The organism is Cupriavidus sp. LA-1, from assembly GCF_055385985.1.
The window spans coordinates 2,632,320-2,655,593 of sequence record NZ_AP031387.1 but is presented as its reverse complement, the minus strand read 5'-3'; the positions used below and the strand labels follow the sequence as shown (position 1 = coordinate 2,655,593).

The window sequence follows — 23,274 nt, the reverse complement described above, 5'->3', positions numbered from 1 at the left end:
TGCCGGCTTCTTTGCTTTCAGCCGCCGGTCAGTGCGGCGCCGGCCCGTCCTTGAGCACGACCGCGAACGGTGACGCCGCGGCGGGCGTGATCACCAGCTCGGCCCATTGCGAGACCGTGCCGGCCGGCAGCGAGACGCGCGTGAAGTTCTGCAGGACCTTGCCGGCGGCATCGCGCAGCGGCTTGTCGATGCCGAAGCCGCTTTCGGTCCCGCTCCCGCTTGCATGCACCAGCAGCACCTGGCCGCTGAAACGCGCGCTCAGCTCGCGCAGCTGGCGCTTGAACTCCAGGTAGCCATCGCGGGTGCGGTGGCGCAGGAAGCCATCCAGCAGCGTCGGGCGGCCCTTCTTCTCCCAGCCGTTGCCAAAATGCGGGTCGCCGTGGACCACCACCACGATGCCGTTCAGTTCCCGCTGCCGGGCCACCGAGAACGCGCGCGCCAGCCACTGCCGGTTGGCCTCGCGCCGGTCCTCGAATTCGCCGTTGCGGCCGCCTTCATTGCGGTAGTGGTTGTTATCGCCCGGCACGTTCAGGCCGACGATCAGCACGTCGCTCACGCTCATGCGCATGTTCTCGCGGAAGCTGCGGAACAGTGCCTGGTCCGACTGCCGCAGCACCGGCCGCGGATGCTGTCCCAGGGTGGCATCCTCGGGGAAGAACAGCTCGCGCAGCCGGTTCAGCCGCTCGACCGAGTCAAAGCCGCCGTTGACCGGCAGCCGGCACTCGGACCAGTCGGTTTCACCCGGCACGTAGACCAGCGGCAGCGGCGACTGGTCCAGCAGCTGCTGGCGGCTGCTCAGCACCGTATCGCTGCACGATTCCGTATCGCCCTTGATGCCGCCGGCATGGATCACCAGGTCCAGCCTGCGCTCGGCAAAGTAGTCGAGCAGCGCCGCCGCATTGGCCTCCGCCGCCGGCCATTGCGGCAGGTCGGCGATCAGCGCGACGCGCGTGACCTGCGGCCTGGCTGGTGTCTTGCCCGCGCGGCCCGCGGGCGCGGCCGCTGCCGTGCCGGCTATGCACAGCAGCGGCAGCAGCAGGGTGAACAGGGCCCGGCGCGGGGCGTTCATGCCGTATCGACCGCCTCGCCTGCCAGCGACTTGAGCCGGTACAGCGCCTCCAGCGCGGCGCGCGGCGTCAGGGTGTCGGGATCCAGGTCGGCCAGCGCCTCGAGCAGCGCGGCCTGCTCGGGTGCCAGCGCGGCGGACACCACCGCCGGCGCACCGCCGAAATCGTCATCGTCGTCTTCCGGCGCCGGCGGTGCCGCGAACAGGTCCAGCTGCGGCGTGGGCGTGGCTTCGGTGGACTGCTGTTCCAGCCAGGCCAGGTGCTTGCGCGCGGCGCGGATCACCGGCTGCGGCACGCCGGCCAGTTGCGCCACCTGCAGGCCATAGCTCTGGCTGGCGGGGCCGTCCTGCACCGCATGCAGGAAGACGATGCCGTCGCCATGCTCCACCGCCGACAGGTGCACATTGGCCGCCTGCGGGAATTCCTGCGGCAGCTGCGTCAGCTCGAAATAATGCGTGGCAAACAGCGTATGGCTGCGGTTGTGCGACAGCAGGTGGCGCGCGATCGCCCACGCCAGCGCCAGCCCGTCGAAGGTCGAGGTGCCGCGCCCGATCTCGTCCATCAGCACCAGCGAAGCCGGGGTGGCGTGGTGCAGGATGCCGGCGGCCTCGGTCATCTCCACCATGAAGGTGGAGCGCCCGCCGGCCAGGTCGTCGGCGGCGCCGATGCGGGTGAAGATGCGGTCGATCGGCCCGATCACCGCGCGCCGCGCCGGCACATAGGCGCCCACGCAGGCCAGCAGCACGATCAGCGCGGTCTGGCGCATGAAGGTCGATTTGCCGCCCATGTTCGGGCCGGTGATCAGCAAGAGCTTGCGCGCTTCATTGAGCTGGCAGTCGTTGGCAATGAACGCCACCGACTCCGCCGCGAGCTGGCCCTCGACCACCGGATGGCGGCCCTGCACGATGTCGACCACGTTCTCGGCCACGCGCTCCGGCGCTGACCAGTCCAGCGTCTGCGCGCGCTCGGCCAGCGCCGTCAGCACGTCCAGGCGCGCGAGCGCGCCCGCGACCCGCTGCAGTTCGCCGATATGTGGCAGCAGCGCCTGCAGCAGGCCGTCGTAGAGCTGCTTCTCGCGTGCCAGCGCGCGGTCCTGCGCCGACAGCGCCTTGTCCTCGAAGGCTTTCAGCTCGGGCGTGATGTAGCGCTCGGCGTTCTTCAGGGTCTGGCGGCGGCGGTAGTCGTCGGGCACCTTGTCGGCCTGGCCGTTGGTGACCTCGATATAGAAGCCGTGCACGCGGTTGAACTCGACGCGCAGGTTGGCAATGCCGGTGCGGGCGCGTTCGCGCGCTTCCAGGTCGATCAGGAACTGGCCGCAGTTCTCGGAGATGTCGCGCAGCTCATCGAGGTCGGCATCGTAGCCGCGCGCGATCACGCCGCCGTCGCGCACCACGGTGGCCGGCTCTTCGGCCACGGCGCGCACCAGCAGGTCAAGGCAGTCCTGCGGCACGGCCAGGTCGTCGAGCGTCTGCGCCAGCAGGATGCTGTCCTGGTCGGCCAGGATGCAGGCCCGCACGTCCGGCAGCGCGCGCAGCGTGTCGCGCAGCGAGGACAGGTCGCGCGGGCGGGCATTGAGCAGCGCCAGCCGCGAGGTGATGCGCTCGACATCGGCCAGCCGGCGCAGCGCTCCGCGCAGGGCATCCGTGCCCTGGTCGATCAGCACGCCAATGGCCTGCTGGCGCGCCTGCGGCACGGCCGGGTCGCGCAGCGGGTGGTGCAGCCAGTGGCGCAGCGCACGGCTGCCCATGGCCGTGCAGCAGGTGTCCAGCAGCGAGAACAGCGTCGGCGACTCGCCGCCGCGCAGGGTCTCGGTCAGCTCCAGGTTGCGCCGCGTGGCGGAATCCAGGCCCACGTATTCCGATTCACGCTCGACCTTCACGCCCTGCACATGGCGCAGCGACTGGCCCTGCGTGGTGGCGGCGTAGTTCAGCAGCGCGCCGGCCGCGCCCAGCGCGGCACCCAGCCCGGCGCAGCCGAACGGGTCCAGGCTGGCCACGCCAAGCTGCTCGCGCAGCCGGCGCGTGCCGGCGTCCTGGTCGAAATGCCATTCGGGCAGGCGGGTGCGGGCGCAGGCGAGCGCGGGCAACTCGATGCCGTCCGCATACAGCAGTTCGGCCGGCCGGATGCGCTCCAGCTCGCGGCCCAGCTGGGCCGCTTCGCATTCCATCAGGCGCAACTCGCCGCTGGCCAGGTTCAGCCACGCCAGCCCGGTCTTGCTGACGCCGCGGCGCGTGGTCTGCTGGTGCACCGCCATCAGGAAGGTGTCGGCCTTGTCCGGCAGCAGCGCGGCATCGGTCAGCGTGCCCGGGGTGACGATGCGCACCACCTTGCGCTCCACCGGCCCCTTGCTGGTGGCGGGGTCGCCAATCTGCTCGCAGATCGCCACCGACTCGCCCAGCTTCACCAGGCGCGCCAGGTACTGGTCCGCCGAATGGAAGGGAATGCCGGCCATGCGGATCGGCACCCCGTTGGAGGCGCCGCGCGCGGTCAGCGTGATGTCGAGCAGGCGGGCGGCCTTCTCGGCGTCGTCGTGGAAGAGTTCGTAGAAGTCACCCATGCGGTAGAACAGCAGGGTGTCGGGGTGGTCTGCCTTGATGCGGAGATACTGCTGCATCATTGGCGTGTGACGCTCTGCAGTCGATCCCGCAACAGCCTGATCTGCCGTGCCTTTTCCGGGCAATCTCTTTGCTGGCATGGCCTCCATGCCAATCGGGGGACTTTCGTTCATCTCGTCAACACTCATCGTCACTCGCCTACACTCCTGTCTTTAGCGTAGGTTTCTAGCGCATCATCCCGAAAAAACCACGCTGGGATGCTCACATGCCGTTCCGGCAAAACCTACGCTGCTGAAATCCTACGCTATGCAATTCGACGCGCGAGCCGCCAAGCTGCTCAAACCGGGCGAGCACATGACGATCGCAGACCATCCGGGCCTGCGCCTCGAATGCACCTCCAGCCGGCGCGCGTGGATCTACCGCTACAAGTCGCCGGTCGACGGCCGCATGAAGCAGACGAAGATCGGGGCCTGGCCGGCGATGTTGCCGGCGGCTGCCATTGTCGAATGGGAAAAGCTCAGGGCTGCCCGGGACAGTGGGCGCGACGTGGCCGCAGAGAAACGCACAGCACGCACCAACGCGCGCGGTCGAAAACGGGAGTTTACCGCACGCCGGTCCGTACACGGTGCGACGGCTGTGCGCGGACTACCTGGCGGGGCACGTGGAGCGCAATCGCGCGCTGAAGGGGGCAAAAGAGATCCGCCGGATGTTTGACACGATGCTCGGGCCGATTGCCGGCATGCTCCCGGAGGACGTCACTCATGCGGTTGCATTCGACCTGCTCAATTCGTTTGCGCACATTCCAGTTCAGGCTGGCAAGCTGCGTTCCGAGCTTGGGGCCGCCTGGGACTATCGCCTTGACGCCGGACGACTCAGCGAGGATGTGCCGAACTGGTGGCGCCAGATCATGCGTGGGCGGCTACGAAGCAATGGGGAAAAAATTCAGGGAAATGGTTGAGAAGGCTGTCGGACAAGCTTGAGAGCCTCGCGGCCCTCCCGTAGTGTCCAATACCGGCCGAGTTTATTGGGACTCCTCCGATTCTTGGTTCACCAACGATTTCCGAGGGAGAACGCCATCAGGCTGAATTCGGCCATCTTCGGCTATCCAGCAAATCGAAAAATTCCGCGCCAGAACGACAGGTAACTAGTTGGGAACCGGCCACTCGACGAGTAAGTCGTCAGCACCCATTCAGCGTCAAGGGAAGCGGCCATTGTAGAACGACCGCGTCCGGATGCGGATGGGCGGTAAGGTCGCTATGCGACCCATGCATTCCGTGGTCATGCAGTATTGTTGCCGTATAAGGGCATGTTCGAATCTAGTGTTTGTGGTGGTGGGGGAGGGTCGCTGTGCTTGAAGAGCCCCACAAAGGCGAACCACCCGCCGCGCACCTCTGCCATGGTGCTGCCATCCAATTCTTCAACACAGGACAGATCCTTGATTACGAGAGCAGTCATTGCGGTTCTCCTTGAGGGTGGCTGTGAGCATTGACGGGCTCACTAGAGAGCCGCCGCATATCGTGTGCCAGCAGGGCTCAAACGACCTGACTCGGTACCTAACTCGCGGAACAATAAGAGCATTGTCGAAATTCTACCCGCCATTTAGTGTCCGGACGCGGCCAACCTGTCTGCTGTGGGCCAACAGGTTGGAGGCGGGCTGTTCACAGGGGCACAACATTCGCCAGGCGTGTCTCCCCATACATCAAATGTGCGAGCCGACACCCTGATTAGCGGACGGGATGCTAAGTATCAGGCGCCAGCCGAAGCTTGCTGGAAGCGTCTTCCTAGCTCTTTAACCGCTTTCAGGAGACGGTTGTGCCCACCGTGGTCCCGGCGGTCCAGATCCACACCTTACTTCGAACAGATTGGCACACGCGAGATCATCCGCGTTCTTGCTGAACGTGGTCCCCAAGCGGCACGCACTGTCGCTGCCGTGGTCGCCGACAGAGCAGCTATGCCAATGGATCATGTCTCTGAGGCTGCTCTAGCAAACCAAAAGCAAGAACGACGGCCAGTTAGCTCCAGCGCTATAAACGTAAGCAAAGGGGCGGATCCGGCCATCGCCACCGTTGGGTCGGATGGCGCTTTCGCGGCTGACTCGGCCCTTCGGCGTTGCGCGGTCGAATGGCTAAAGGGTCGGTCAGAGACGGTCGTGGTTTCGCGGTGGCTATCGGACCGAGATCGGCCATGACGCGTCGTTCGGCTGCATCGTCATTCGGAAATTTTGGCGTCTGCTCCGCCAGTAAGCGGCCGTAGGATTGGCGGCGATGCAAGTTGCACCTTCTCGTTGGCGATCAGTTTATGTCCGCTTTGAATAAAAGCGGGCCATACCATCCGTATGGCACTTGCTTTCTGAAGCATCGTGATTATGCTTTTTCTTGTGCTGTCAGAAACGGGCGCATTGTAGGGTGATGGGTTCATGTCCGTCCGCAGCCGTTCGATTTATTGGAGGAGAAGTTCCATGAGGGCATTTGTTGCCGCGATGGTGTCGCTTGCTGTGCTGGCCCTTGCAACTCCGAATATTTCGTGTGCGCAACAGGTACTGAAGGCCGGCAGCACTACTGCCGGGCAGCCTACATCTGGTCTGAATCCAAAAACGGGGCAGCTAGAGGGTATTTCGGTGGAACTGCTTAGTGCGATTGCGAAGGACGCAGGCTTAGAGATTGAATATCAGCCGATGACTTTCGCGGAGCTTCAACCCGCGCTGCTCGACAAGAAGATTGACATCATTGCGGCGTCCTATGGTGTGACTCCCGCGCGACAGAAGCTCGTGGATTTCACTGACGTGTATGGTTCATACAGGGACATGCTGATTGTGCGAGCTGATGATATGAAGGTGTATCGTTCGGTAGCCGACTTCAAAGGTATGTCGATCGCAATACCAAAAGGGAGCGCATACGTGAATGCGTTGCAAGAGGCTGGAGCAAACCTAACTTTTGTCAGCACGCCGCCGGAAGCGATCAGCGAGCTAGAAGCCCACCACGTGGCAGGCGTTGTCGACAATGGGCTGCAGATAGCATTCCGGATGCGAAATAATGCTCATCCTGATCTCAAGATCGTGGATTCGTACCAGCCAATCCAGGAGAACAAATTGGCCTTTGCAGTGCGAAAGGGTGACACTGACCTGCTTGCAAAACTGAATGCATCGTTAATGAAGCTACAAGCTGATGGCACAGTAAGGGTAATTTACTCAAGGTGGGGGCTCAATTAGCGATTGTCCCGCGTCTACGCCGGCAACAAACGATCTGAAGTGCTAGCATCGGTGCTCGGCGGAACGATTCCATCAAGCTGTTGCATCGACCGGTTGAATCCGCAGCACGCAGAGGCCGCTCGTGGTGGTGCTGGCCAGCAGTTGCTGCAGCAGGGCCTCGCGCTGCTCGATGGGCCGCACGCGGATGTCTCGGCCGCGATCGACCAGGGGGACGAAGGCGCAGAACGCAATCAGGTCGGCGCCGGCGTACCAGCGTCGTCGCAGCGCCCAGACATGCAGCCAGTCAAAGTCGGCGCGAAGCGGCCGCCGGCGTATTGACGCACAGCCCTTGGCAAGGCATCGGCGTTAGTGAGTGTCTTTGCTGAAGGTGAAGCGTTCGCGGATTTTGCCGCTCCGGCCGTGGATGAACAGTGCAACGCCATCCTCTTTCGCTTTTTCTGTGCCAGCGGCGACCGCCTGATCCTGCGTCAGGTATTCCGCGCTCGCTTCGTCTTCCCCTTCAACTTCGACGACCCAACCGTGCTGACCGGTTGGGATAACGTGGATATTGTGCGCATGCATGGTGGCTTCCTCCAGCTACCCGTTAATGATTTGATTCTGGCGCTGGCGTGTCTGAAAGCGCCAGCGGCGACCGTGTGATATCGCACAGTGAGTACTGGCCACGCCAGGCGCGGATCGGGTGCTAGAGGGGGCGAATGGGTCGGGCGGCTCCCGACAGGCGAACTAACCGGTAGGAGGGGCACAGTAGGCGCTGCCTTATCGCCGCCAGTCGAGTTACGCGAGAAGGCTGGCCACGCATTCCTTGAAGAACAGCTTATCTGGCTTGTCATCGATGCCGTGGATCATCAGGACGGCATCATGCTCGATAGCCGTTTGCATGCCCGCTGCGATAGTTTCATCGGCTCGGAGCAATCCACTGCCATGCAGTGCGAATGAACGAGGCGCGCGAACCAGCTTGGGACCACTGCGCCCGGTTCTCCTCGGACCCGAAGGGTGTTTACCTTACTTTTGGTGAGGCCGAGACCTCTTTGCGGCGTTACGTCTGGCGTAGGTTTGTGCTGGCCAGGGCGCGAAGGAGGGCGTTTTCGAATATGGGCGATATGGTACAGCACGGGGCTGCCGCCGCAGTGGCCGCGGAGCGGCTGCGGCGGCACTGTGGCGGCTTGATTTGGTGGCTTAATTTGCCAGCGCGCGCCCCACGATCAGCGGGTCGGGCTGCCCGATGGCGGTGGTATCGCGATTGGCGTAGGAGAAGCGCGCCAGGATGAAGCGCAGCGCATTGAGTCGCGCGCGCTTCTTGCAGTCCGAGCGGATCACGGTCCACGGCGCATCGGCGGTGTCGGTATGGGCGAACATTGCCTCCTTGGCGCGGGTGTAGTCGTCCCACTTGTCCAGCGAGGCCACGTCGACAGGGCTGAGCTTCCATTGCTTGAGCGGGTGGATCTCACGCTCGCGGAAGCGCCGCCGTTGTTCCTTCTGGCTGACCGAGAACCAGAACTTGAACAGGTGGATGCCGCTGCGCACCAGGTGCCGCTCGAAGTCCGGGGCCTGCTGCAGGAAATCCTGGTATTCGCGCGGCGAGCAGAAGCCCATCACATGTTCCACGCCGGCGCGGTTGTACCAGGAACGGTCGAACAGCACGATCTCGCCGGCAGCCGGCAGGTGCTGCACATAGCGCTGGAAGTACCATTGCCCGCGCTCGGTTTCAGAGGGCTTTTCCAGTGCCACCACGCGCGCGCCGCGCGGGTTCATGTGTTCCATGAAGCGTTTGATGGTGCCGCCCTTGCCGGCGGCGTCGCGGCCTTCGAACACGATCACCACGCGCTGGCCGGTTTCGCGCACCCAGGCCTGGAGCTTGAGCAGCTCCACCTGCAGGCGGTACTTCTGCTTTTCGTAGTTGCGCCGCGACATCAGGTTCTGGTACGGGTACGCGCCTTCGCGCCAGCCCGCGGACAGCTCATCGTCCGGATGCCGCTTGCGGCCGGCCTGCCAGGCGGCGGGATCGCCTTCGAGGATGAGGCTGCGCAGTTGCGCGGCCTCGTCGGGCGCCAGGCCGTCAAGCAGCGTGCGCATGGCATCGAGCATGCCGGCACCGTGGCCGGCGCGGCTGGCCAGGATGTCCTGCATGCTGCTGGCCGCGAGTTGCACCGCGGCGTCGACGGCGCTGTCGACTTCATTGCGCTGGGCCGACAGCGCCGAGTTGGTGGGCAGTACATCGCCCCTGGCCGTGGCGCGCGGACGTGGCGGGGTCGCGGTGTGGGACGGCTGGAGGGTGTCGCGATCGGTCATCTGCGGTCCTCGGTCAGGCAGCCTTGGTGCGCAGGATCTCGTAGAGCTGGTCCTTGAGCCGGAGCTTTTCCTTTTTCAGCCGCTCGATCTCGAAGGTGGAGGCCGGCACCAGCCCGGACTCCATGTTGTGGATTTCCTGGTCCAGCGCGTTGTGGCGGTGGAACAGGCGCGCGAAGCGGGCATCCTGGGTCTTCAGGGCGGTGATCTGGTCGCGGTATTCGGGGAACATGCTGGCTCTCCTGTGCTGGATCCGCGCGCACGGGGCGTGGCGCATGGATTCATTCTGGGGAGGGCAGGGTGGTGCGGCCTTGACCAGGATCATGGCCGTCGGAGGAATGAGAATGATCTGACTGGCGCCGCGCATAAAGCAAAACGCCCGCCGGGGCGCGGCGGGCGTCGGGGGCATGGCCGTCAGGCCATGTGCCGGTGTCAGGCGGCGGTGGGCTTGGCGTGGTCCAGCGAGAACGGCGACAGCAGGCGCACCATCTGGGCGAACGCCTTGGGGTTGCCGGCCAGCACTTCGCCCTGTTCCATCTGGCGCGGTTCGCCGGCGTAGTTGCCGACCAGGCCGCCTGATTCAGTGATCAGCAGCATGCCGGCGGCCATGTCCCACGGCTTCAGGCCGCGCTCGAAGAAGCCGTCGAGGCGGCCGCAGGCGACGTAGGCCAGGTCCAGCGCGGCGGCGCCCGGGCGGCGCAGGCCGGCACAGCTGCGGGTCATCAGCGCGAACATTTCCAGGTATTCGTCCATGCCTTCCAGGTCGCGGAACGGGAAGCCGGTGCCGATCAGGCAGTCGGCCAGCTTGTCGCGGCGCGTGACGCGGATGCGGCGGTTGTTCAGGAAGGCGCCGGCACCCTTGCTGGCGGTGAACAGCTCGTCACGGGTCGGGTCGTAGACCACGGCCTGCACCGGGGTGCCGCGGTGCAGCTGGGCGATCGAGACCGCGTATTGGGGGAAGCCGTGGATGAAGTTGGTGGTGCCGTCCAGCGGGTCGATGACCCAGGTGTACTCGCGGGCGTCTTCGCCTTCGGCCCAGGACTGGCCGGATTCTTCCGCTAGAATGCCGTGTTCCGGGTAGGCCGTGCGCAGGACCTCGATGATCGCGGCTTCGGCGGCGCGGTCCACCTCGGTGACAAAATCGTTGTGTTGCTTGCGCGAGACGCGCACCAGATCGACGTCGAGCGACGCGCGGTTGATGATGGATCCCGCCTTGCGGGCCGCCTTGATGGCGATATTGAGCATCGGATGCATGAATCTCTCCAGGCCGGCCACGACCGCGCGGCGGGGCGCCAAAGCGCCGCACGCCCGCTCATGGGCAGCTGACAACACAACGGATTGTAGAAGAACGTCGGGCGTCGCCGGTGCTGCTGCGCTCTGCTGAGAAAACTCGCAAAAGTGCCGCGAAAGACTCGCGAGCAAGCAAAAACCTGGCGCCGCGCCAAAGAAGAATCCCGAATTGTATATGAACCCGGCAATTGATACGAGCCAGCCCGCTTCCCATGGCGCAAGCGGCGACACCGGCGGCGACGCCTTCGGGCGCGTGCGCTTCGTGCTGGTCGAAACCAGCCACCCCGGCAACGTCGGCTCGGTGGCGCGCGCGATCAAGACCATGGGCTTCGGCAGCCTGGTGCTGGTCTCGCCGCGCGAGCCGGACGTGCTGCGGCACCCCGAGGCCATCGCCATGGCCAGCGGTGCCGACGATGTGCTGGCCGGCGCCGTGATCGTCGACCAGATCGACGCGGCCCTGGCGGGCGCCGCGCTGACCGTGGCCATGACGGCCCGCCAGCGCGAGTTCGGCCCGCCGCGGCTGCTGCCGCGCGCCGCCGCGGAACGCGCGCGCCAGACGCTGTCCGGCAGCGGCGGCGTGGCCTTCGTGTTCGGCAACGAGCGCTATGGACTGCCCAACGAGGCGGTCGAGCGCTGCAACGCCGTCACCCATATTCCCGCCAATCCCGCCTATACCTCGCTGAACCTGGCTCAGGCGGTGCAGCTCATTGCCTACGAACTGCGGCTGGCACTGCTGGAGGCGGCGCCGGACGCGGGTGCCAATATCGGCTATGCTGGTGAGCCGGCCACGGCCGAGCAGGTCGAGGCCATGTTCGGGCATCTGCAGACCGGCCTGGAGGCGATCGGTTTTCTCGATCCGTCCAATCCGCGCAAGCTGATGACCCGGCTGCGCCGGCTGCTGGCACGCAGCGGCCTGGAGCGCGAGGAAGTGAACATCCTGCGCGGCATCGCCAAGCACATGCTGATCGCCGCGCAACACCAGCCGGGCCCGCAAGGGGACCGGTGACAGGAGCAAGGACAGTGGCAGCAACCCATGGCGATTCGATGCAGGGCGAGGCACGCGCACGCAGCTGGTGCGCGGGTTGTTGCCGTGCCGCTGCGGGTTTGCGCGAGCCCGGGCGATGTTGATCGCGGCATCGATGGAATGTCCCTGACGGATCAGGGGCCAAATGCCGGCGCCAGAGACTGGCCCGGCAAATCACTTACACTCCCTGATCCCGTCCCCACCGGCCACCGACCTCGCCGGCGACCCTGCCCCGGGCACCAGCCCGGGTGGCGCGGCGCACGGCGCGGCACCACGACACGACCAAGATGTTCTCTCACCTGAAGGAAGATATCGACACGATCATGCTGCGCGATCCCGCCGCGCGCAGCCGCCTCGAAGTGCTGACCTGCTATCCCGGCCTGCACGCCGTGGTGTTCCACCGTTTTGCGCACGCATGCTGGAACGTGGGCTTGCACTGGCTGGGTCGCTGGATCTCGCACTGGTCGCGTTTTCTGACCGGCATCGAGATTCACCCGGCCGTCAAGCTGGGCCGGCGCGTGTTCATCGACCACGGCATGGGCGTGGTGATCGGCGAGACCGCCGAGATCGGCGACGATTGCACCATCTACCAGGGGGTGACGCTGGGCGGTACCTCGTTGTACAAGGGCCAGAAGCGCCACCCCACGTTGGGCGACGGCGTGGTGGTCAGCGCGGGCGCCAAGGTGCTGGGCGGATTCGTGGTGGGCGACGGTGCGCGCGTGGGCTCCAACGCGGTGGTGCTCAAGCCGGTGCCGCCAGGCGCGACTGCCGTGGGCATCCCGGCCCGCGTCATCCTGCCGGATGCGCCATCGGCGCAGCAGGGCGCCAGGCAGGAGTTCTCGGCCTACGGCATCACGCCCAATGCGGACGACCCGGTATCGCTGGCGCTCAAGAGCCTGATCGACAATGCGGCGGCCCAGCATGACCGCATCGAAGCGGTGCTGGCCGCGCTCGACCGGCTTGGCGAACACCTGGAGAACACGCCGAACGATCCCTTCGACGCAAGCGAGCTGCGCAAGCTGATGAAGTGAGCGGATGGCGAGACGGACTGCGCCGGCGCTGCCGGTCAGTCCGTCTGCGGCAGCAGACGAAACCCGTCGCGATCCAGTTGCAGCACCGCGGCGCGCGGATGCGCGCCATCGAGATCCCAATCGGTCAGCACCCAGCGCACGCCCCCGGCTTCTTCATGCCGCGCGGGGCGGTGCGTGTGGCCATGCACCAGCAGCGATGCGCCCGCCGCGCCGAGCAATTCGGCCGCGGCCGCCGGCGCCACATCGCCATAGATCACCGGCACGGCCGCGCCGGCGCTCAACTGCCTGGCGCGGTTGCCTTCACTGTCCGCGCGCAGCTTGCGCGCGATCGACAAACGCACCTTCAGCGGCAGCGCCAGGAACACGCGCTGCACCCAGCCCTTGCGGGTCCAGCGGCGGAATCGGTTGTAGCGTTCGTCGTCGATGCACAGCATGTCGCCGTGGCTGAGCACGACGCGCTCGCCGGCGCAGTGGATCACGGTGGGGTCGGGCAGCAGCGTGGCGCCCGCGGCGCGGGCGAAGCGCTGTCCCAGCAGGAAGTCGCGGTTGCCGTGCATCAGGTAGACCGCCACGCCGCGCGCTGCCAGCGCGCGCAGGGCGCCCGCCACGCGTTGCGCGAACGGCGAGTCAGCTTCTTCGTCGCCGACCCAGAATTCAAAGAAGTCGCCCAGGATGAACAGCGCGCGCGCGTGCTGCGCGGCGCGTTCGAGCGTGCGCTCGAAGGCCGCCAGCGTGCGGGGCATGCCGGGCGTCAGGTGCAGGTCTGAAATGAACCACGCCGGCGCCTGTACCTCGAGGGGACCGGCCACCGGCGTGTGGGGGATTGCGGTCATGCGTGGTGTCGGAAGGATAAAGCCGGCACGTGGGCGCGCACGGGACCGCAATCGGCAGGCATTGGCTTACTCGACGATGACGGCCTTCTCGATCACGACGTCTTCCAGCGGCACGTCCTGGTGGAAGCCCGAGCTGCCGGTGCGCACGCCCTTGATCTGCTCGACCACGTCGGTGCCGTCGACCACCTTGCCGAACACGGCATAGCCGAAGCCCTGCGGGGTGGGCGAGGAGAAGTTCAGGAAGTCGTTGTCGACCACGTTGATGAAGAACTGCGCGGTGGCCGAGTGCGGCGCGTTGGTGCGCGCCATGGCCACGGTGTAGCGGTCGTTCTTCAGGCCGTTGCCGGCTTCGTTCTCGATCGGGGCGTCGGTGCCCTTTTGCTTCATGCCGGGCTCGAAGCCGCCGCCCTGGATCATGAAGTTCTTGATCACGCGGTGGAAGATGGTGTTGTCGTAGTGGCCCTTGCGGACATACGACAGGAAGTTCTCAACCGACTTCGGGGCCTTTTCGGCGTCGAGTTCGATGGTGATGACACCCTGGTTGGTGTGGAGCTGGACCTTGGACATGGCGGTTTCCTCTGTTCGGTAATTATTTGACGACGCTGGCCGACTCGATCACGATCGGCGTGGCCGGCACATTGCGCATCGGGCCGTAGGCCGTGGTCGGCACGGTCTTGATCTTGTCGATCGTGTCCATGCCTTCCACCACCTTGCCGAAGACTGCGTAGCCGTTGCCGTCCGGCTGCGGGTAGTCAAGACTCGGATTATCCACCACATTGACGAAGAACTGCGCGGTGGCCGAGTTGGGGTCGCTGGTGCGTGCCATGGCGAGCGTGCCGGCCTTGTTCTTCAGGCCGCTGCGGGCTTCCAGCGGGATCGGCGCGCGCGTGGGCTTTTCCTTCATGTCGCGGTCAAAGCCGCCGCCCTGCACCATGAAGCCGTTGATCACGCGGTGGAAGATGGTGCCACTGTAGAAGCCGCTCTTCACATATTCCAGGAAGTTCGCGACGGTCTTGGGCGCGGCATCCGGGTAGAGCTCGACAGTGAACTTGCCGGCGCTGGTGACGAACTGGACGCGCTCGGCGGCCTTCTGCTGGGCCAGCGCGCTGAACGAAGACAGCGCCAGGGCGCCTGCGGTCAGGCCGGCCAGGACGATGCGACGGGAACGGATCATGAGTGGAACTCCGGTAGGTCTGGATGGACACGGCCCGGGCGCGCGGCGCCCGGGCCTGCGGATGGAAGCCGTCAGTTGGCCGCGGGGGCGCTGGCAGGTGCCTGGCGCCCGGCCGGTGCCGCCTTGCGGCTGCCGGCGGGTGCGGCCGGCTTTGCCGGCGCTGCCGCCGGGGCGGAAGCGGGGTTCAGCTGGCGCAGGCCGGCGCTGGCGCGGGCATCGCCCGGATTGCGGCGCAGCGCCTCGGCGTACGACTGCTCGGCCAGGCGGCGGTAGACATCGCCCAGGTTGGTATAGCCGATGGCAAAGCCCGGCTTGACCTGGGTGGCCAGCAGCAGCTCGGCCTCGGCGCGCTTCAGGTCGCCGCGCTTGGCGTAGAGCAGCGCCAGGTTGTTGTGCGGCTCGGGCAGTTCCGGAAAGTCCTGCGCCATCTCGGCAAAGGCCTGGATGGCCGCATCCTCGCGGCCGGACTGGGCCAGGGCCCAGGCGCGCTGGAAGCGAGCCTGCGCATTGCGCGGGTTGGCGGCCAGCACGCGATCGAAGCCCTTGATGGCCTCGTCATAGCGGCGCGCATTGGCGGCCTGCTGAGCCTCGCTCATGCCCGGGTCGGTCGACTGGATGCCGCCGGCCGGTGCGGTGGGCGCGGCCAGCGACAGCGGGCCGGTCTGCGCCTGGGCGGGGGCAGCCAGGGCGGCCGCCAGGGCCAGCAGGGGCAGTACGGCGCGATGGCCGCGCCGGCGCGCGGCGGCGGCGGGCGTGGCGAAGGACGGGGAGGGCAGCGGCAGGCTCATTGAGGACGGGTCCGTTATACTCCGCGGCATTCTAGCAAAGCGGCAAGTCCGGCACGAAGGCGATGCCATGGCGGCGCATGGTGCGCGACTTGCGTGCGCCCCGGCAGTGCAACGCTGCGGGCCCAACCCGCGCACCGCCTTCCGGTAAGATATGGGGCGCGACGGTATTGCGCCGGTGGCCACGGCCCGCGCTGCCTGCTGTGCGAACCCGGCAGTCCCCTCTCACCACTCACTTCGTTTCATGCAGCTTCTGAACATCTACAACACGCTCGCGCGTGAGAAACAGCCATTCGTGCCAATCGAACCCGGCAAGGTCCGCATGTATGTATGCGGCATGACCGTGTACGACTACTGTCACGTTGGCCATGCTCGCGTGATGGTCGTGTTCGATATGGTGCACCGCTGGCTGCGCGCCGCCGGCTACGAGGTGACATATGTGCAGAACATCACTGATATCGATGACAAGATCATCCGCCGCGCGGCCGAGAATGGCGAGACCATCGGCGAGCTGACCACGCGCTTCATCCAGTACATGCACGAGGATGCCGCCGCGCTGGGCGTGATCCGTCCCGACCATGAGCCGCGCGCCACCGACTACGTGCCGCAGATGCTTGACATGATCGGCAAGCTCGAAGCCAGGGGCCTGGCCTACCAGGCCAGCGACGGCGACGTGAACTATTCGGTGCGCAAGTTCGACGGCTACGGCAAGCTCTCGGGCAAGTCGCTGGAAGACCTGCGCGCCGGCGAACGCGTCAGTGCCAACGATGCCAAGCAGGACCCGCTGGACTTCGTGCTGTGGAAATCCGCCAAAGCCAGCGAGCCGCCCGAGACCAAATGGGAATCGAAGTGGGGCGCCGGCCGCCCGGGCTGGCACATTGAATGCTCCGCCATGAGCTGCGCGCTGCTGGGCGAGCATTTCGACATCCATGGCGGCGGGGCTGACTTGCAGTTCCCGCACCACGAGAACGAGATTGCGCAGTCTGAAGGCGCCAGCGGCAAGCCCTTCGTCAATATGTGGATGCACAACGGTTTCGTGCGCATCAACGACGAAAAAATGTCCAAGTCGCTTGGCAATTTTTTCACCATCCGCGAGGTCCTGAAGTCGTACGACGCCGAGGTCGTGCGCTTCTTCATCCTGCGCGCGCATTACCGCAGCCCGCTGAACTACAGCGACGCGCACCTGGACGATGCCCGCCACGCGCTGACGCGCCTGTACACCGCGCTCAAGGACAGTCAGCCGGGCGGCTGCGCGGTGGACTGGGACGAGCCGCACGCCAAGCGGTTTGCCGAGGCGATGGGCGACGACTTCAACACCCCGATCGCGATGTCGGTGCTGTTCGACCTGGCCAGCGAGATCAACCGCACCGGCTCGACCGCGGCCGCGCGCCAGCTCAAGGCGCTGGCCGGCACGCTGGGCTTGCTTGAGCGCGATCCGCACACCTTCCTGCAGGGTGGCAAGTCCGACGACGGCCCGTCGCCGGACGAGATCGAAAAGCTGATCGCCGCGCGCAAGACCGCCAAGGTCGAGCGCAACTTTGCCGAGGCGGACCGCATCCGCGCCCAATTGCTGGAAGCGGGCATCGTGCTGGAAGACAAGCCGGGCGGTGCCACCGAGTGGAGGCGTGCTTGAACGCTGCCGCGCGCAAGCCCGCCACCGCCACGACGCCCGTCGCGCCTGCCGCCACGCGCGGTCGTGCGAAGGCGGCCGGCCCGCGCCCGGGCAAGGCCGGCGCCAAGGAGGCGCCGCTGCCCGATGGCAAGGACACGGGCAAGGACGCGGGCAAACTCGCGGCAAAGACGCGCAACGCCAAGGCCGTGCTGCCCGAGGCGGATGCGGTGCCGCTGCCGGTTGAAACCGTCATCGATGCGGTGCGCCCCGCCTACTGGGACGAGGCCTGCGCCGACCTGATGAAGCGCGACCGCATCCTGCGCAAGATGATTCCGACCTATGGCCCGGCACACCTGGTGTCGCGCGGGGATCCGTTCGTCACGCTGGCGCGCGCGGTGGTGGGCCAGCAGATCTCGGTCAAGGCGGCGCAGTCGGTGTGGGAGCGGCTGCATGCGGCTTGCCCGAAGCTGGCGCCGGCGCAGTTCCTGCGCGCCGGCCCCGAGAAACTGGCCGGCTGCGGCTTGTCCAAGCGCAAGGCGGAATACCTGATCGACCTGGCCGACCATTTCAAGGCGGGCACGGTACACGTCGCCGAATGGGCGCGGATGGACGACGAAGCCGTCATCGCCGAGCTGACCCAGATCCGTGGCATCGGCCGCTGGACTGCCGAGATGTTCCTGATGTTCAATCTGATGCGGCCCAATGTGCTGCCGCTCGACGACGTCGGCCTGATCAACGCGATCTCCACCAATTACTTCAGCGGCGAACCGGTCACGCGCAGCGAGGCGCGCGAGGTGGCGGCCAACTGGGAGCCCTGGCGCACGGTCGCAACGTGGTACATGTGGCGCAGTCTCGACCCGCTGCCAGTGACGTATTAGGCATCGCGGCAAGAAAATTTAGTAGCAGGTGCAGTCCGGGCTATCTGGCAGGCGCTAAGATAGCGACCAAATTCCGGTAGAATGCGCCCCTTCACAGACAGGTACGTGTGATTTTATGAAAACCACCTTCCTGGATTTTGAGCAGCCCATTGCCGAACTCGAGGCAAAGATCGAAGAACTGCGCTTTGTGCAGGACGATTCGGCTGTCGATATTTCCGAAGAGATTTCGCGGCTGGCCGGCAAGAGCCAGCAGCTGACCAAGGACATCTACGCCAACCTGACCCCGTGGCAGGTTGCGCAAATCGCCCGCCACCCCCAGCGTCCCTACACGCTGGACTACGTGCGCGAGATCTTTACCGATTTCCACGAGCTGCACGGCGACCGCACCTTTGCCGACGATCTGTCGATCATCGGCGGCCTGGCGCGCTTCAATGGCCAGGCGTGCATGGTCATCGGCCACCAGAAGGGCCGTGATACGAAAGAGCGCGCCATGCGCAATTTCGGCATGCCCAAGCCCGAGGGCTACCGCAAGGCCAAGCGCCTGATGGAGCTGGCGGACAAGTTCGGCCTGCCGATCTTCACCTTTGTCGACACCCCGGGCGCATTCCCCGGCATCGACGCCGAAGAGCGCGGCCAGTCCGAGGCCATCGGCCACAACCTGTATGTGATGGCCGGCCTGAAGGTGCCCCTGATCGCCACCATCATCGGTGAAGGCGGTTCGGGCGGCGCGCTGGCGATTGCCGTGGGCGACGTGGTGCAGATGCTGCAGTTCGCCACCTACGCGGTGATCTCGCCCGAAGGCTGCGCCTCGATCCTCTGGAAGACCGCCGAGAAGGCACCGGAAGCCGCCGAGGCCCTGGGCCTGACCGCGCACCGCCTGAAGGCGCTGGGCCTGATCGACAAGATCGTAAGCGAGCCGCTGGGCGGCGCGCACCGTGACTACAAGGGCATGGCGGCAATGCTCAAGCGCTCGCTGGCCGAGTCGCTGCGCCAGTTCCAGGGCATGAGCGTGAAGGAGCTGCAGGCTCGCCGCTACGAGCGCCTGCTCGCCTATGGCAAGTTCAAGGAAACCGGCACCCAGGACTGACCCGTCCGCCCGGCTGACCGACAAGGTCGCACAGGCCCTCCAGGCCGGTGCGGCCTTTGTTGTTTCTGGTGGCGGTGCGGGCGAGGGCGCGGCAACGATCGCGGTGGCACTGTCGGGCGGTCGCGATTCGGTCACGCTGCTGCATGCCGCCCGCGCGGCTGCGGCAGCGTGGGGTGTTGGCGCGCGCGTGGTGGCGCTGCATGTCCACCATGGCCTGCAAGCCGAGGCCGACGACTGGGACCGCTTCTGCGCCGCGCTGTGCGAGCAGTGGCAGGTCGGCTATTTCGTACGGCGGGTGTCGGTGCGGCCGGAGGCGGGCGAGGGCGTGGAAGCGGCTGCACGCCGTGCGCGCTACGCCGCGCTGGCGGCGATGTGCGCCGACAGCGGGGCGCACCTGCTGCTCTTTGCCCATCACCAGGACGACCAGGTCGAGACCGTGCTGCTGCGGCTGTTTCGCGGCGCCGGCGTGGCGGGCATGGCCGGCATGCCCGCCATGCGCGCGCTGGATGAGGGCAGCGGCGTGATGCTGCTGCGTCCCTGGCTGGACGTGTCCCGTGCCGAAATCGAGGACTACTGCGCCGCCAACGCCTTGCAATGGGTCGACGATCCGTCCAATGCCGATGCCCGCTACGCGCGCAATGCCTTGCGCGCGCACCTGCCGGCGCTGCTGGAGGCCTTTCCGGCGCTGTCGGCCAATGTGGTGCAGGCGGCAGCGCATTTCGCGCAGGCTGGCCAACTGATCGATGCACTGGCCTCGGCCTCGCTGGCGGCGCTGGCGCACCCCGGCCGCGATCCCGATACGCTTTCCGAACTCGACCTGGCTGGCCTGCGCGCCTTGCCCGCGGCGCATGCCGATGCCGTGCTGCGCTTCTGGCTGCGCGACCTGAGTGTGCGCGCGCCGTCCACCGCGCGGCTGGCGGCGATGCGCGAGCAACTGGTCACGCACGCCGGCGGCGAGCCCGCGATCGCGCATGAGGGCCTGGTGCTGCGCCGCTTCCGCGACCGCGTACTGGCCTGCACGCCGCCACCGGCAGCCGCGCCGGCACCCGTGATGCTGGACTGGCGCGGCGAGGCGCGCATTGTCGTGCCCGCATGGCGCGGCGAACTTCACTTCTTCCGCGACGATACCTTCGGCGTGCCCGAAGCGGTGCTGCGCCAGCCCTTGCGCCTGGCCGCGCGCAGCGGCGGCGAGCGTATCGTGCTGCGCCCCGGCGGCCCGGCACGGGCGCTGAAGCAAGCCTGCCAGGAAGCCGGCATCCCGGCCTGGCGCCGGGCCTGGCTGCCGTTGCTGTGGGCGGGCGACACCCTGGTGCTGGCCGCCGGCCTCGGCATGCACCGGCGCTGGCCGGATGCCCAGGCGGCGCCGCGCTGGCGCGTGGAATGGCATCCGCGGCCGCCGGCGGTGGCGCCGCCGCCGCACTGAAACCGCCGGATCGCCGCCGGCATCACATCGGATCTGCAGCCCGGACCCCGCTCCCGCCTTGCCTGACGGGGCGTGTTCGTGTATTTTCAAGGGCTTTGCACAATCGCTGGCGTCGACAAGAAGATGGCTCTCATCGTTCACAAATACGGCGGCACTTCGATGGGTTCCACGGAACGCATCAAGAATGTCGCCAAGCGCGTTGCCAAGTGGCACCGCGCCGGTCACCGCGTAGTCGTGGTGCCTTCGGCCATGTCGGGCGAGACCAATCGCCTGCTGGGACTCGCCAAGGAAATTTCGCCGCAGCCCGATCCGCGTGAACTGGACATGCTCGCCTCCACCGGCGAACAGGCCAGCGTGGCGCTGCTGGCCATCGCGCTGCACGGCGAGGATATCGACGCGGTCAGCTACACCGGCTGGCAAGTGCCGGTGAAGACCGACTCGTCGTACACCAAGGCCCGCATCGAGTCGATCGACGACGAGCGCATCCTGGGCGATCTCGACGCCGGCCGCGTGGTCGTGATTACCGGCTTCCAGGGCATCGACGACGACGGCAACATCACCACGCTGGGCCGTGGCGGCTCGGACACCTCGGCCGTGGCCATTGCCGCCGCCATCGAGGCCGACGAGTGCCTGATCTACACCGACGTGGACGGCGTGTACACCACCGATCCGCGCGTGGTCGAAGACGCCCGCCGCCTGGACCAGATCACCTTCGAAGAAATGCTGGAAATGGCCAGCCTCGGCTCCAAGGTGCTGCAGATCCGCTCCGTGGAGTTCGCCGGCAAGTACCGCGTGAAGACCCGCGTGCTGTCGTCGCTGACCGACCCGCTTATGCCGCTCGAGCAGGAAATGCACTCGGGCACGCTGATCACTTTTGAGGAAGACTCCACCATGGAAGCAGCCGTCATCTCCGGCATTGCCTTTGCCCGTGACGAAGCCAAGATCACCGTTCTGGGCGTGCCGGACAAGCCGGGCATCGCCTACCAGATCCTGGGCCCGGTCGCCGACGCCAACATCGACGTCGACATGATCATCCAGAACCAGTCCGTCGACGGCAAGACCGACTTCACCTTCACCGTGCCGCGCGGCGACTACCAGCGCGCGCTGGCTATCCTGAACGATGGCGTGAAGTCGCATATCGGGGCCGGCAGCGTGTCGGGCGATCCGAAGGTGTCAAAGGTGTCGGTGGTGGGCGTGGGCATGCGCTCGCACGTGGGCATCGCCAGCAAGATGTTCCGCACCCTGGCGGAAGAGGGCATCAACATCCAGATGATCTCCACCTCGGAAATCAAGATCTCGGTGCTGATCGACGAGAAGTACATGGAACTGGCCGTGCGCGCCCTGCACAAGGCCTTCGAACTGGAACAGGCGTGATCCGTTCGTGAACACTTCTGACGGCGCGATTTTTGTGTTGTGTCATCAATTTTTCGTTGACCAGCGCGCGCAGCGTCGTTAGAATACGCGCTTCGTTGTGTGGCTCCCTCACACAACGCAAGTTTGGGAGACGTGGCCGAGAGGTCGAAGGCACTCCCCTGCTAAGGGAGCATCTGGGCCAAAACCTGGATCGAGGGTTCGAATCCCTCCGTCTCCGCCAGCAATGGCGGCGAACCCCGGAAGATCGCGGTCTTCCGGGGTTTTGTTTTTTCTGGCCCATCGGTTGCCCATCCGTGGCTCCCCCGAGGGGACCGACTCCATCGCAGAACGTCCGTCGTCCCGTCTGCGCCGCATATCCAAGAGCGCGGCGACAGCGCCTTGCGGGGCACGGAGCTTCGCTCATCCGCGTGCCGAGCGGCACCGAAGACTTTCATGGCATCCCCCTGCGTCACCGCGCGTGCTTCCTCGCCCACGCCTCTCGCAAGATGAGCGGCGTCGGTCATGGCTCGCAGGCGATGGCTGTGTTGACGCCGCCAGGCCCGCTACCAGAAGATTCTGCGCGTTCGGATGGCGGCGTCGGAGAGCTCCCGGTTCGTCCTTGGCGCACCGGTTCCCGGATTTTGGGGGGCTGGCCCCGTGGCCGGTCGCACGCTCGACTCGCTCGGGTCAATCGAGCGGAAGTAGGGGGAGGCCAGTCGCGCCGTAAGGGCGGACATCCGGCCGGCGGCTGGGGCATGAATTCTGCGCATCTCGGCTCCTCGCTGCCCTGTTGCGTGTTTTCGCAGGGCAGCACAATGCCAGCGAGTTCTGGCAGGACCGCACAAGGCGCGGGGCTGGCCGAATGGCCTTAAGCGACGCTGCCTTACCGTGACTTCCTTCCTTGGGTCCCGGAGCCAGGCGGGGCCTGGCCGGACCACCGAAGTTGGAATCGTAAATACTATATATACTGTATGAACGATGATGCCTAGGAACGGAGGACTTGATGGCAGGCGAATCACGGAAGAAGGTGGCCGCGTCGTTAGCACCGGACGCAATGGGCGAGGAAGGTACCGACATCAAGCTGCGCGCCGGCAAGGCGGGAAAGAAGGCGGCTTCTACCGCGAAGGTCTCGGCTGATGCTGCGGCAGCCACTGATGGAGGGGCTTCCAGTTCGAAGAAGGCAAAGAAGCCGGGCAATGGTGCGGCACCACAGGCAGAGAAACCACCCAAGAAGCCGAAGGTTGTCCGGGATAGCTTCACCATGCCGGAGCACGACTATGGAAAGCTGGCTGACCTGAAGCGAAAATGCCTGGCTGGTGGCGTCCAGGTGAAGAAGAGTGAGCTGCTGAGGGCGGGACTCCTGGCTCTCGAAGCCCTCTCGGAAAAGAGGCTGCTCAGCGTTGTTGCGCAAGTCGAGGCGGTCAAGACTGGACGGCCCGCAAAATCCTGAGCTGGCGCTCCGGGTCTGCTTCACGGAAGGTGCGACCGAAACAAAAGAGCCATCCAATGTGGATGGCTCCGGCAACCCCCCGCGACAATAATCACGTCTACCCAACTTGCACCTGCAGCCGAACGCTCTCCGGCATTCATGCCTTCCGCAGAGTTGCCTCGGCTCGACGTGCATCAAGCCGCTATATGGCCCACCCCAACGGTCCATATGCAACGCAT

The 23,274-nt window shown here is 66.0% G+C and carries 23 protein-coding genes and 1 tRNA gene; 13 read left to right on the top strand and 11 right to left on the bottom strand.

Annotated features, from left to right (window positions below; genetic code table 11):
- Window positions 1-28: 28 nt before the first annotated feature.
- Together ACZ5MJ_RS12395 and mutS are read right to left on the bottom strand one after the other, a co-directional pair.
- Window positions 29-1,069 (bottom strand): hypothetical protein, encoded by a 1,041-nt coding sequence (locus ACZ5MJ_RS12395; RefSeq protein WP_464219653.1) that lies wholly within the window; start codon window positions 1,067-1,069, stop codon window positions 29-31.
- On the bottom strand, window positions 1,066-3,684 hold the full coding sequence (mutS, locus tag ACZ5MJ_RS12390) for a DNA mismatch repair protein MutS (RefSeq protein ID WP_464219652.1): 2,619 nt from the start codon (window positions 3,682-3,684) through the stop codon (window positions 1,066-1,068). The genes ACZ5MJ_RS12395 and mutS overlap by 4 nt, the downstream gene beginning before the upstream one ends.
- A gap of 244 nt (window positions 3,685-3,928) precedes the next feature.
- On the opposite strand from mutS, the gene ACZ5MJ_RS12385 reads away from it, so the two are divergent.
- Both ACZ5MJ_RS12385 and ACZ5MJ_RS12380 read left to right on the top strand, forming a co-directional pair.
- Window positions 3,929-4,336 carry an Arm DNA-binding domain-containing protein gene (locus ACZ5MJ_RS12385; RefSeq protein WP_464219651.1) on the top strand — a complete coding sequence of 136 codons (408 nt, stop codon included), beginning with the start codon at window positions 3,929-3,931 and terminating at the stop codon, window positions 4,334-4,336.
- Window positions 4,329-4,580: a hypothetical protein gene (locus ACZ5MJ_RS12380; RefSeq protein WP_464219650.1), complete on the top strand. Its 252-nt coding sequence runs from the start codon at window positions 4,329-4,331 to the stop codon at window positions 4,578-4,580. The genes ACZ5MJ_RS12385 and ACZ5MJ_RS12380 overlap by 8 nt, the downstream gene beginning before the upstream one ends.
- Before the next feature lie 320 nt (window positions 4,581-4,900).
- Here ACZ5MJ_RS12380 and ACZ5MJ_RS12375 read toward each other — a convergent pair whose 3' ends face one another.
- Entirely contained in the window at window positions 4,901-5,077 is a 177-nt protein-coding gene (locus ACZ5MJ_RS12375) for a hypothetical protein (RefSeq protein ID WP_464219649.1), read from the bottom strand.
- Window positions 5,078-6,080: 1,003 nt separating this feature from the next.
- Between ACZ5MJ_RS12375 and ACZ5MJ_RS12370 the strand changes: the two genes are divergently transcribed.
- Window positions 6,081-6,830, top strand: coding sequence for a substrate-binding periplasmic protein (locus ACZ5MJ_RS12370; RefSeq protein WP_464219648.1), 750 nt, complete (start codon window positions 6,081-6,083; stop codon window positions 6,828-6,830).
- Between the two features lie 3 nt (window positions 6,831-6,833).
- Window positions 6,834-7,148, top strand: a complete 315-nt coding sequence (locus ACZ5MJ_RS12365; RefSeq protein WP_464219646.1) for a hypothetical protein — start codon at window positions 6,834-6,836, stop codon at window positions 7,146-7,148.
- Between the two features lie 27 nt (window positions 7,149-7,175).
- On the opposite strand, the gene ACZ5MJ_RS12360 is transcribed toward ACZ5MJ_RS12365, so the two are convergent.
- The 4 genes from ACZ5MJ_RS12360 to ACZ5MJ_RS12345 all read right to left on the bottom strand — a co-directional run bounded on the left by ACZ5MJ_RS12360 (window position 7,176) and on the right by ACZ5MJ_RS12345 (window position 10,370).
- Window positions 7,176-7,391, bottom strand: a complete 216-nt coding sequence (locus tag ACZ5MJ_RS12360; RefSeq protein ID WP_464219645.1) for a DUF2188 domain-containing protein — start codon at window positions 7,389-7,391, stop codon at window positions 7,176-7,178.
- A 615-nt stretch (window positions 7,392-8,006) separates the two neighbouring features.
- Window positions 8,007-9,119, bottom strand: coding sequence for a polyphosphate kinase 2 (gene ppk2 / locus ACZ5MJ_RS12355; RefSeq protein WP_464219643.1), 1,113 nt, complete (start codon window positions 9,117-9,119; stop codon window positions 8,007-8,009).
- A gap of 13 nt (window positions 9,120-9,132) precedes the next feature.
- On the bottom strand, window positions 9,133-9,348 hold the full coding sequence (locus ACZ5MJ_RS12350) for a YdcH family protein (RefSeq protein ID WP_464219641.1): 216 nt from the start codon (window positions 9,346-9,348) through the stop codon (window positions 9,133-9,135).
- A 200-nt stretch (window positions 9,349-9,548) separates the two neighbouring features.
- Window positions 9,549-10,370 carry an inositol monophosphatase family protein gene (locus ACZ5MJ_RS12345; protein ID WP_464219640.1) on the bottom strand — a complete coding sequence of 274 codons (822 nt, stop codon included), beginning with the start codon at window positions 10,368-10,370 and terminating at the stop codon, window positions 9,549-9,551.
- A 211-nt stretch (window positions 10,371-10,581) separates the two neighbouring features.
- Here ACZ5MJ_RS12345 and ACZ5MJ_RS12340 point away from each other — a divergent pair, with 211 nt between their 5' ends.
- Both ACZ5MJ_RS12340 and cysE read left to right on the top strand, forming a co-directional pair.
- Window positions 10,582-11,412: an RNA methyltransferase gene (locus tag ACZ5MJ_RS12340; RefSeq protein WP_464219638.1), complete on the top strand. Its 831-nt coding sequence runs from the start codon at window positions 10,582-10,584 to the stop codon at window positions 11,410-11,412.
- 305 nt (window positions 11,413-11,717) lie between these two features.
- Window positions 11,718-12,461 carry a serine O-acetyltransferase gene (gene cysE, locus ACZ5MJ_RS12335; protein ID WP_464219637.1) on the top strand — a complete coding sequence of 248 codons (744 nt, stop codon included), beginning with the start codon at window positions 11,718-11,720 and terminating at the stop codon, window positions 12,459-12,461.
- A 35-nt stretch (window positions 12,462-12,496) separates the two neighbouring features.
- Here the strand turns inward: cysE and ACZ5MJ_RS12330 are convergent, their stop codons facing one another.
- The 4 genes from ACZ5MJ_RS12330 to ACZ5MJ_RS12315 all read right to left on the bottom strand — a co-directional run bounded on the left by ACZ5MJ_RS12330 (window position 12,497) and on the right by ACZ5MJ_RS12315 (window position 15,256).
- Entirely contained in the window at window positions 12,497-13,294 is a 798-nt protein-coding gene (locus ACZ5MJ_RS12330; RefSeq protein ID WP_464219635.1) for a UDP-2,3-diacylglucosamine diphosphatase, read from the bottom strand.
- A gap of 66 nt (window positions 13,295-13,360) precedes the next feature.
- Window positions 13,361-13,861, bottom strand: coding sequence for a peptidylprolyl isomerase (locus ACZ5MJ_RS12325; RefSeq protein WP_432259777.1), 501 nt, complete (start codon window positions 13,859-13,861; stop codon window positions 13,361-13,363).
- Window positions 13,862-13,883: 22 nt separating this feature from the next.
- Complete coding sequence (locus ACZ5MJ_RS12320) at window positions 13,884-14,468, bottom strand: peptidylprolyl isomerase (protein WP_432259778.1); 585 nt, start codon at window positions 14,466-14,468, stop codon at window positions 13,884-13,886.
- Window positions 14,469-14,539: 71 nt separating this feature from the next.
- A complete protein-coding gene (locus ACZ5MJ_RS12315; RefSeq protein ID WP_464219633.1) occupies window positions 14,540-15,256 on the bottom strand; it encodes a tetratricopeptide repeat protein in 717 nt (238 codons plus the stop codon).
- Window positions 15,257-15,497: 241 nt separating this feature from the next.
- Between ACZ5MJ_RS12315 and cysS the strand changes: the two genes are divergently transcribed.
- The 7 genes from cysS to ACZ5MJ_RS12280 all read left to right on the top strand — a co-directional run bounded on the left by cysS (window position 15,498) and on the right by ACZ5MJ_RS12280 (window position 23,056).
- Window positions 15,498-16,886 (top strand): cysteine--tRNA ligase, encoded by a 1,389-nt coding sequence (gene cysS, locus ACZ5MJ_RS12310; protein WP_464219632.1) that lies wholly within the window; start codon window positions 15,498-15,500, stop codon window positions 16,884-16,886.
- The gene (locus ACZ5MJ_RS12305) at window positions 16,883-17,743 is read left to right on the top strand and encodes a DNA-3-methyladenine glycosylase family protein (RefSeq protein WP_464219631.1); all 861 of its coding nucleotides are present in this window, start codon (window positions 16,883-16,885) and stop codon (window positions 17,741-17,743) included. The genes cysS and ACZ5MJ_RS12305 overlap by 4 nt, the downstream gene beginning before the upstream one ends.
- 115 nt (window positions 17,744-17,858) lie before the next feature.
- Window positions 17,859-18,830, top strand: a complete 972-nt coding sequence (locus ACZ5MJ_RS12300; RefSeq protein ID WP_010808961.1) for an acetyl-CoA carboxylase carboxyltransferase subunit alpha — start codon at window positions 17,859-17,861, stop codon at window positions 18,828-18,830.
- Window positions 18,796-20,253 (top strand): tRNA lysidine(34) synthetase TilS, encoded by a 1,458-nt coding sequence (gene tilS / locus ACZ5MJ_RS12295; protein WP_464219627.1) that lies wholly within the window; start codon window positions 18,796-18,798, stop codon window positions 20,251-20,253. The genes ACZ5MJ_RS12300 and tilS overlap by 35 nt, the downstream gene beginning before the upstream one ends.
- 123 nt (window positions 20,254-20,376) lie before the next feature.
- A complete protein-coding gene (locus tag ACZ5MJ_RS12290; protein ID WP_464219626.1) occupies window positions 20,377-21,627 on the top strand; it encodes an aspartate kinase in 1,251 nt (416 codons plus the stop codon).
- Between the two features lie 126 nt (window positions 21,628-21,753).
- Window positions 21,754-21,847, top strand: a tRNA-Ser gene (locus ACZ5MJ_RS12285).
- Between the two features lie 762 nt (window positions 21,848-22,609).
- A complete protein-coding gene (locus tag ACZ5MJ_RS12280) occupies window positions 22,610-23,056 on the top strand; it encodes a hypothetical protein (protein ID WP_464219625.1) in 447 nt (148 codons plus the stop codon).
- The last annotated feature ends 218 nt before the right edge of the window (window positions 23,057-23,274 follow it).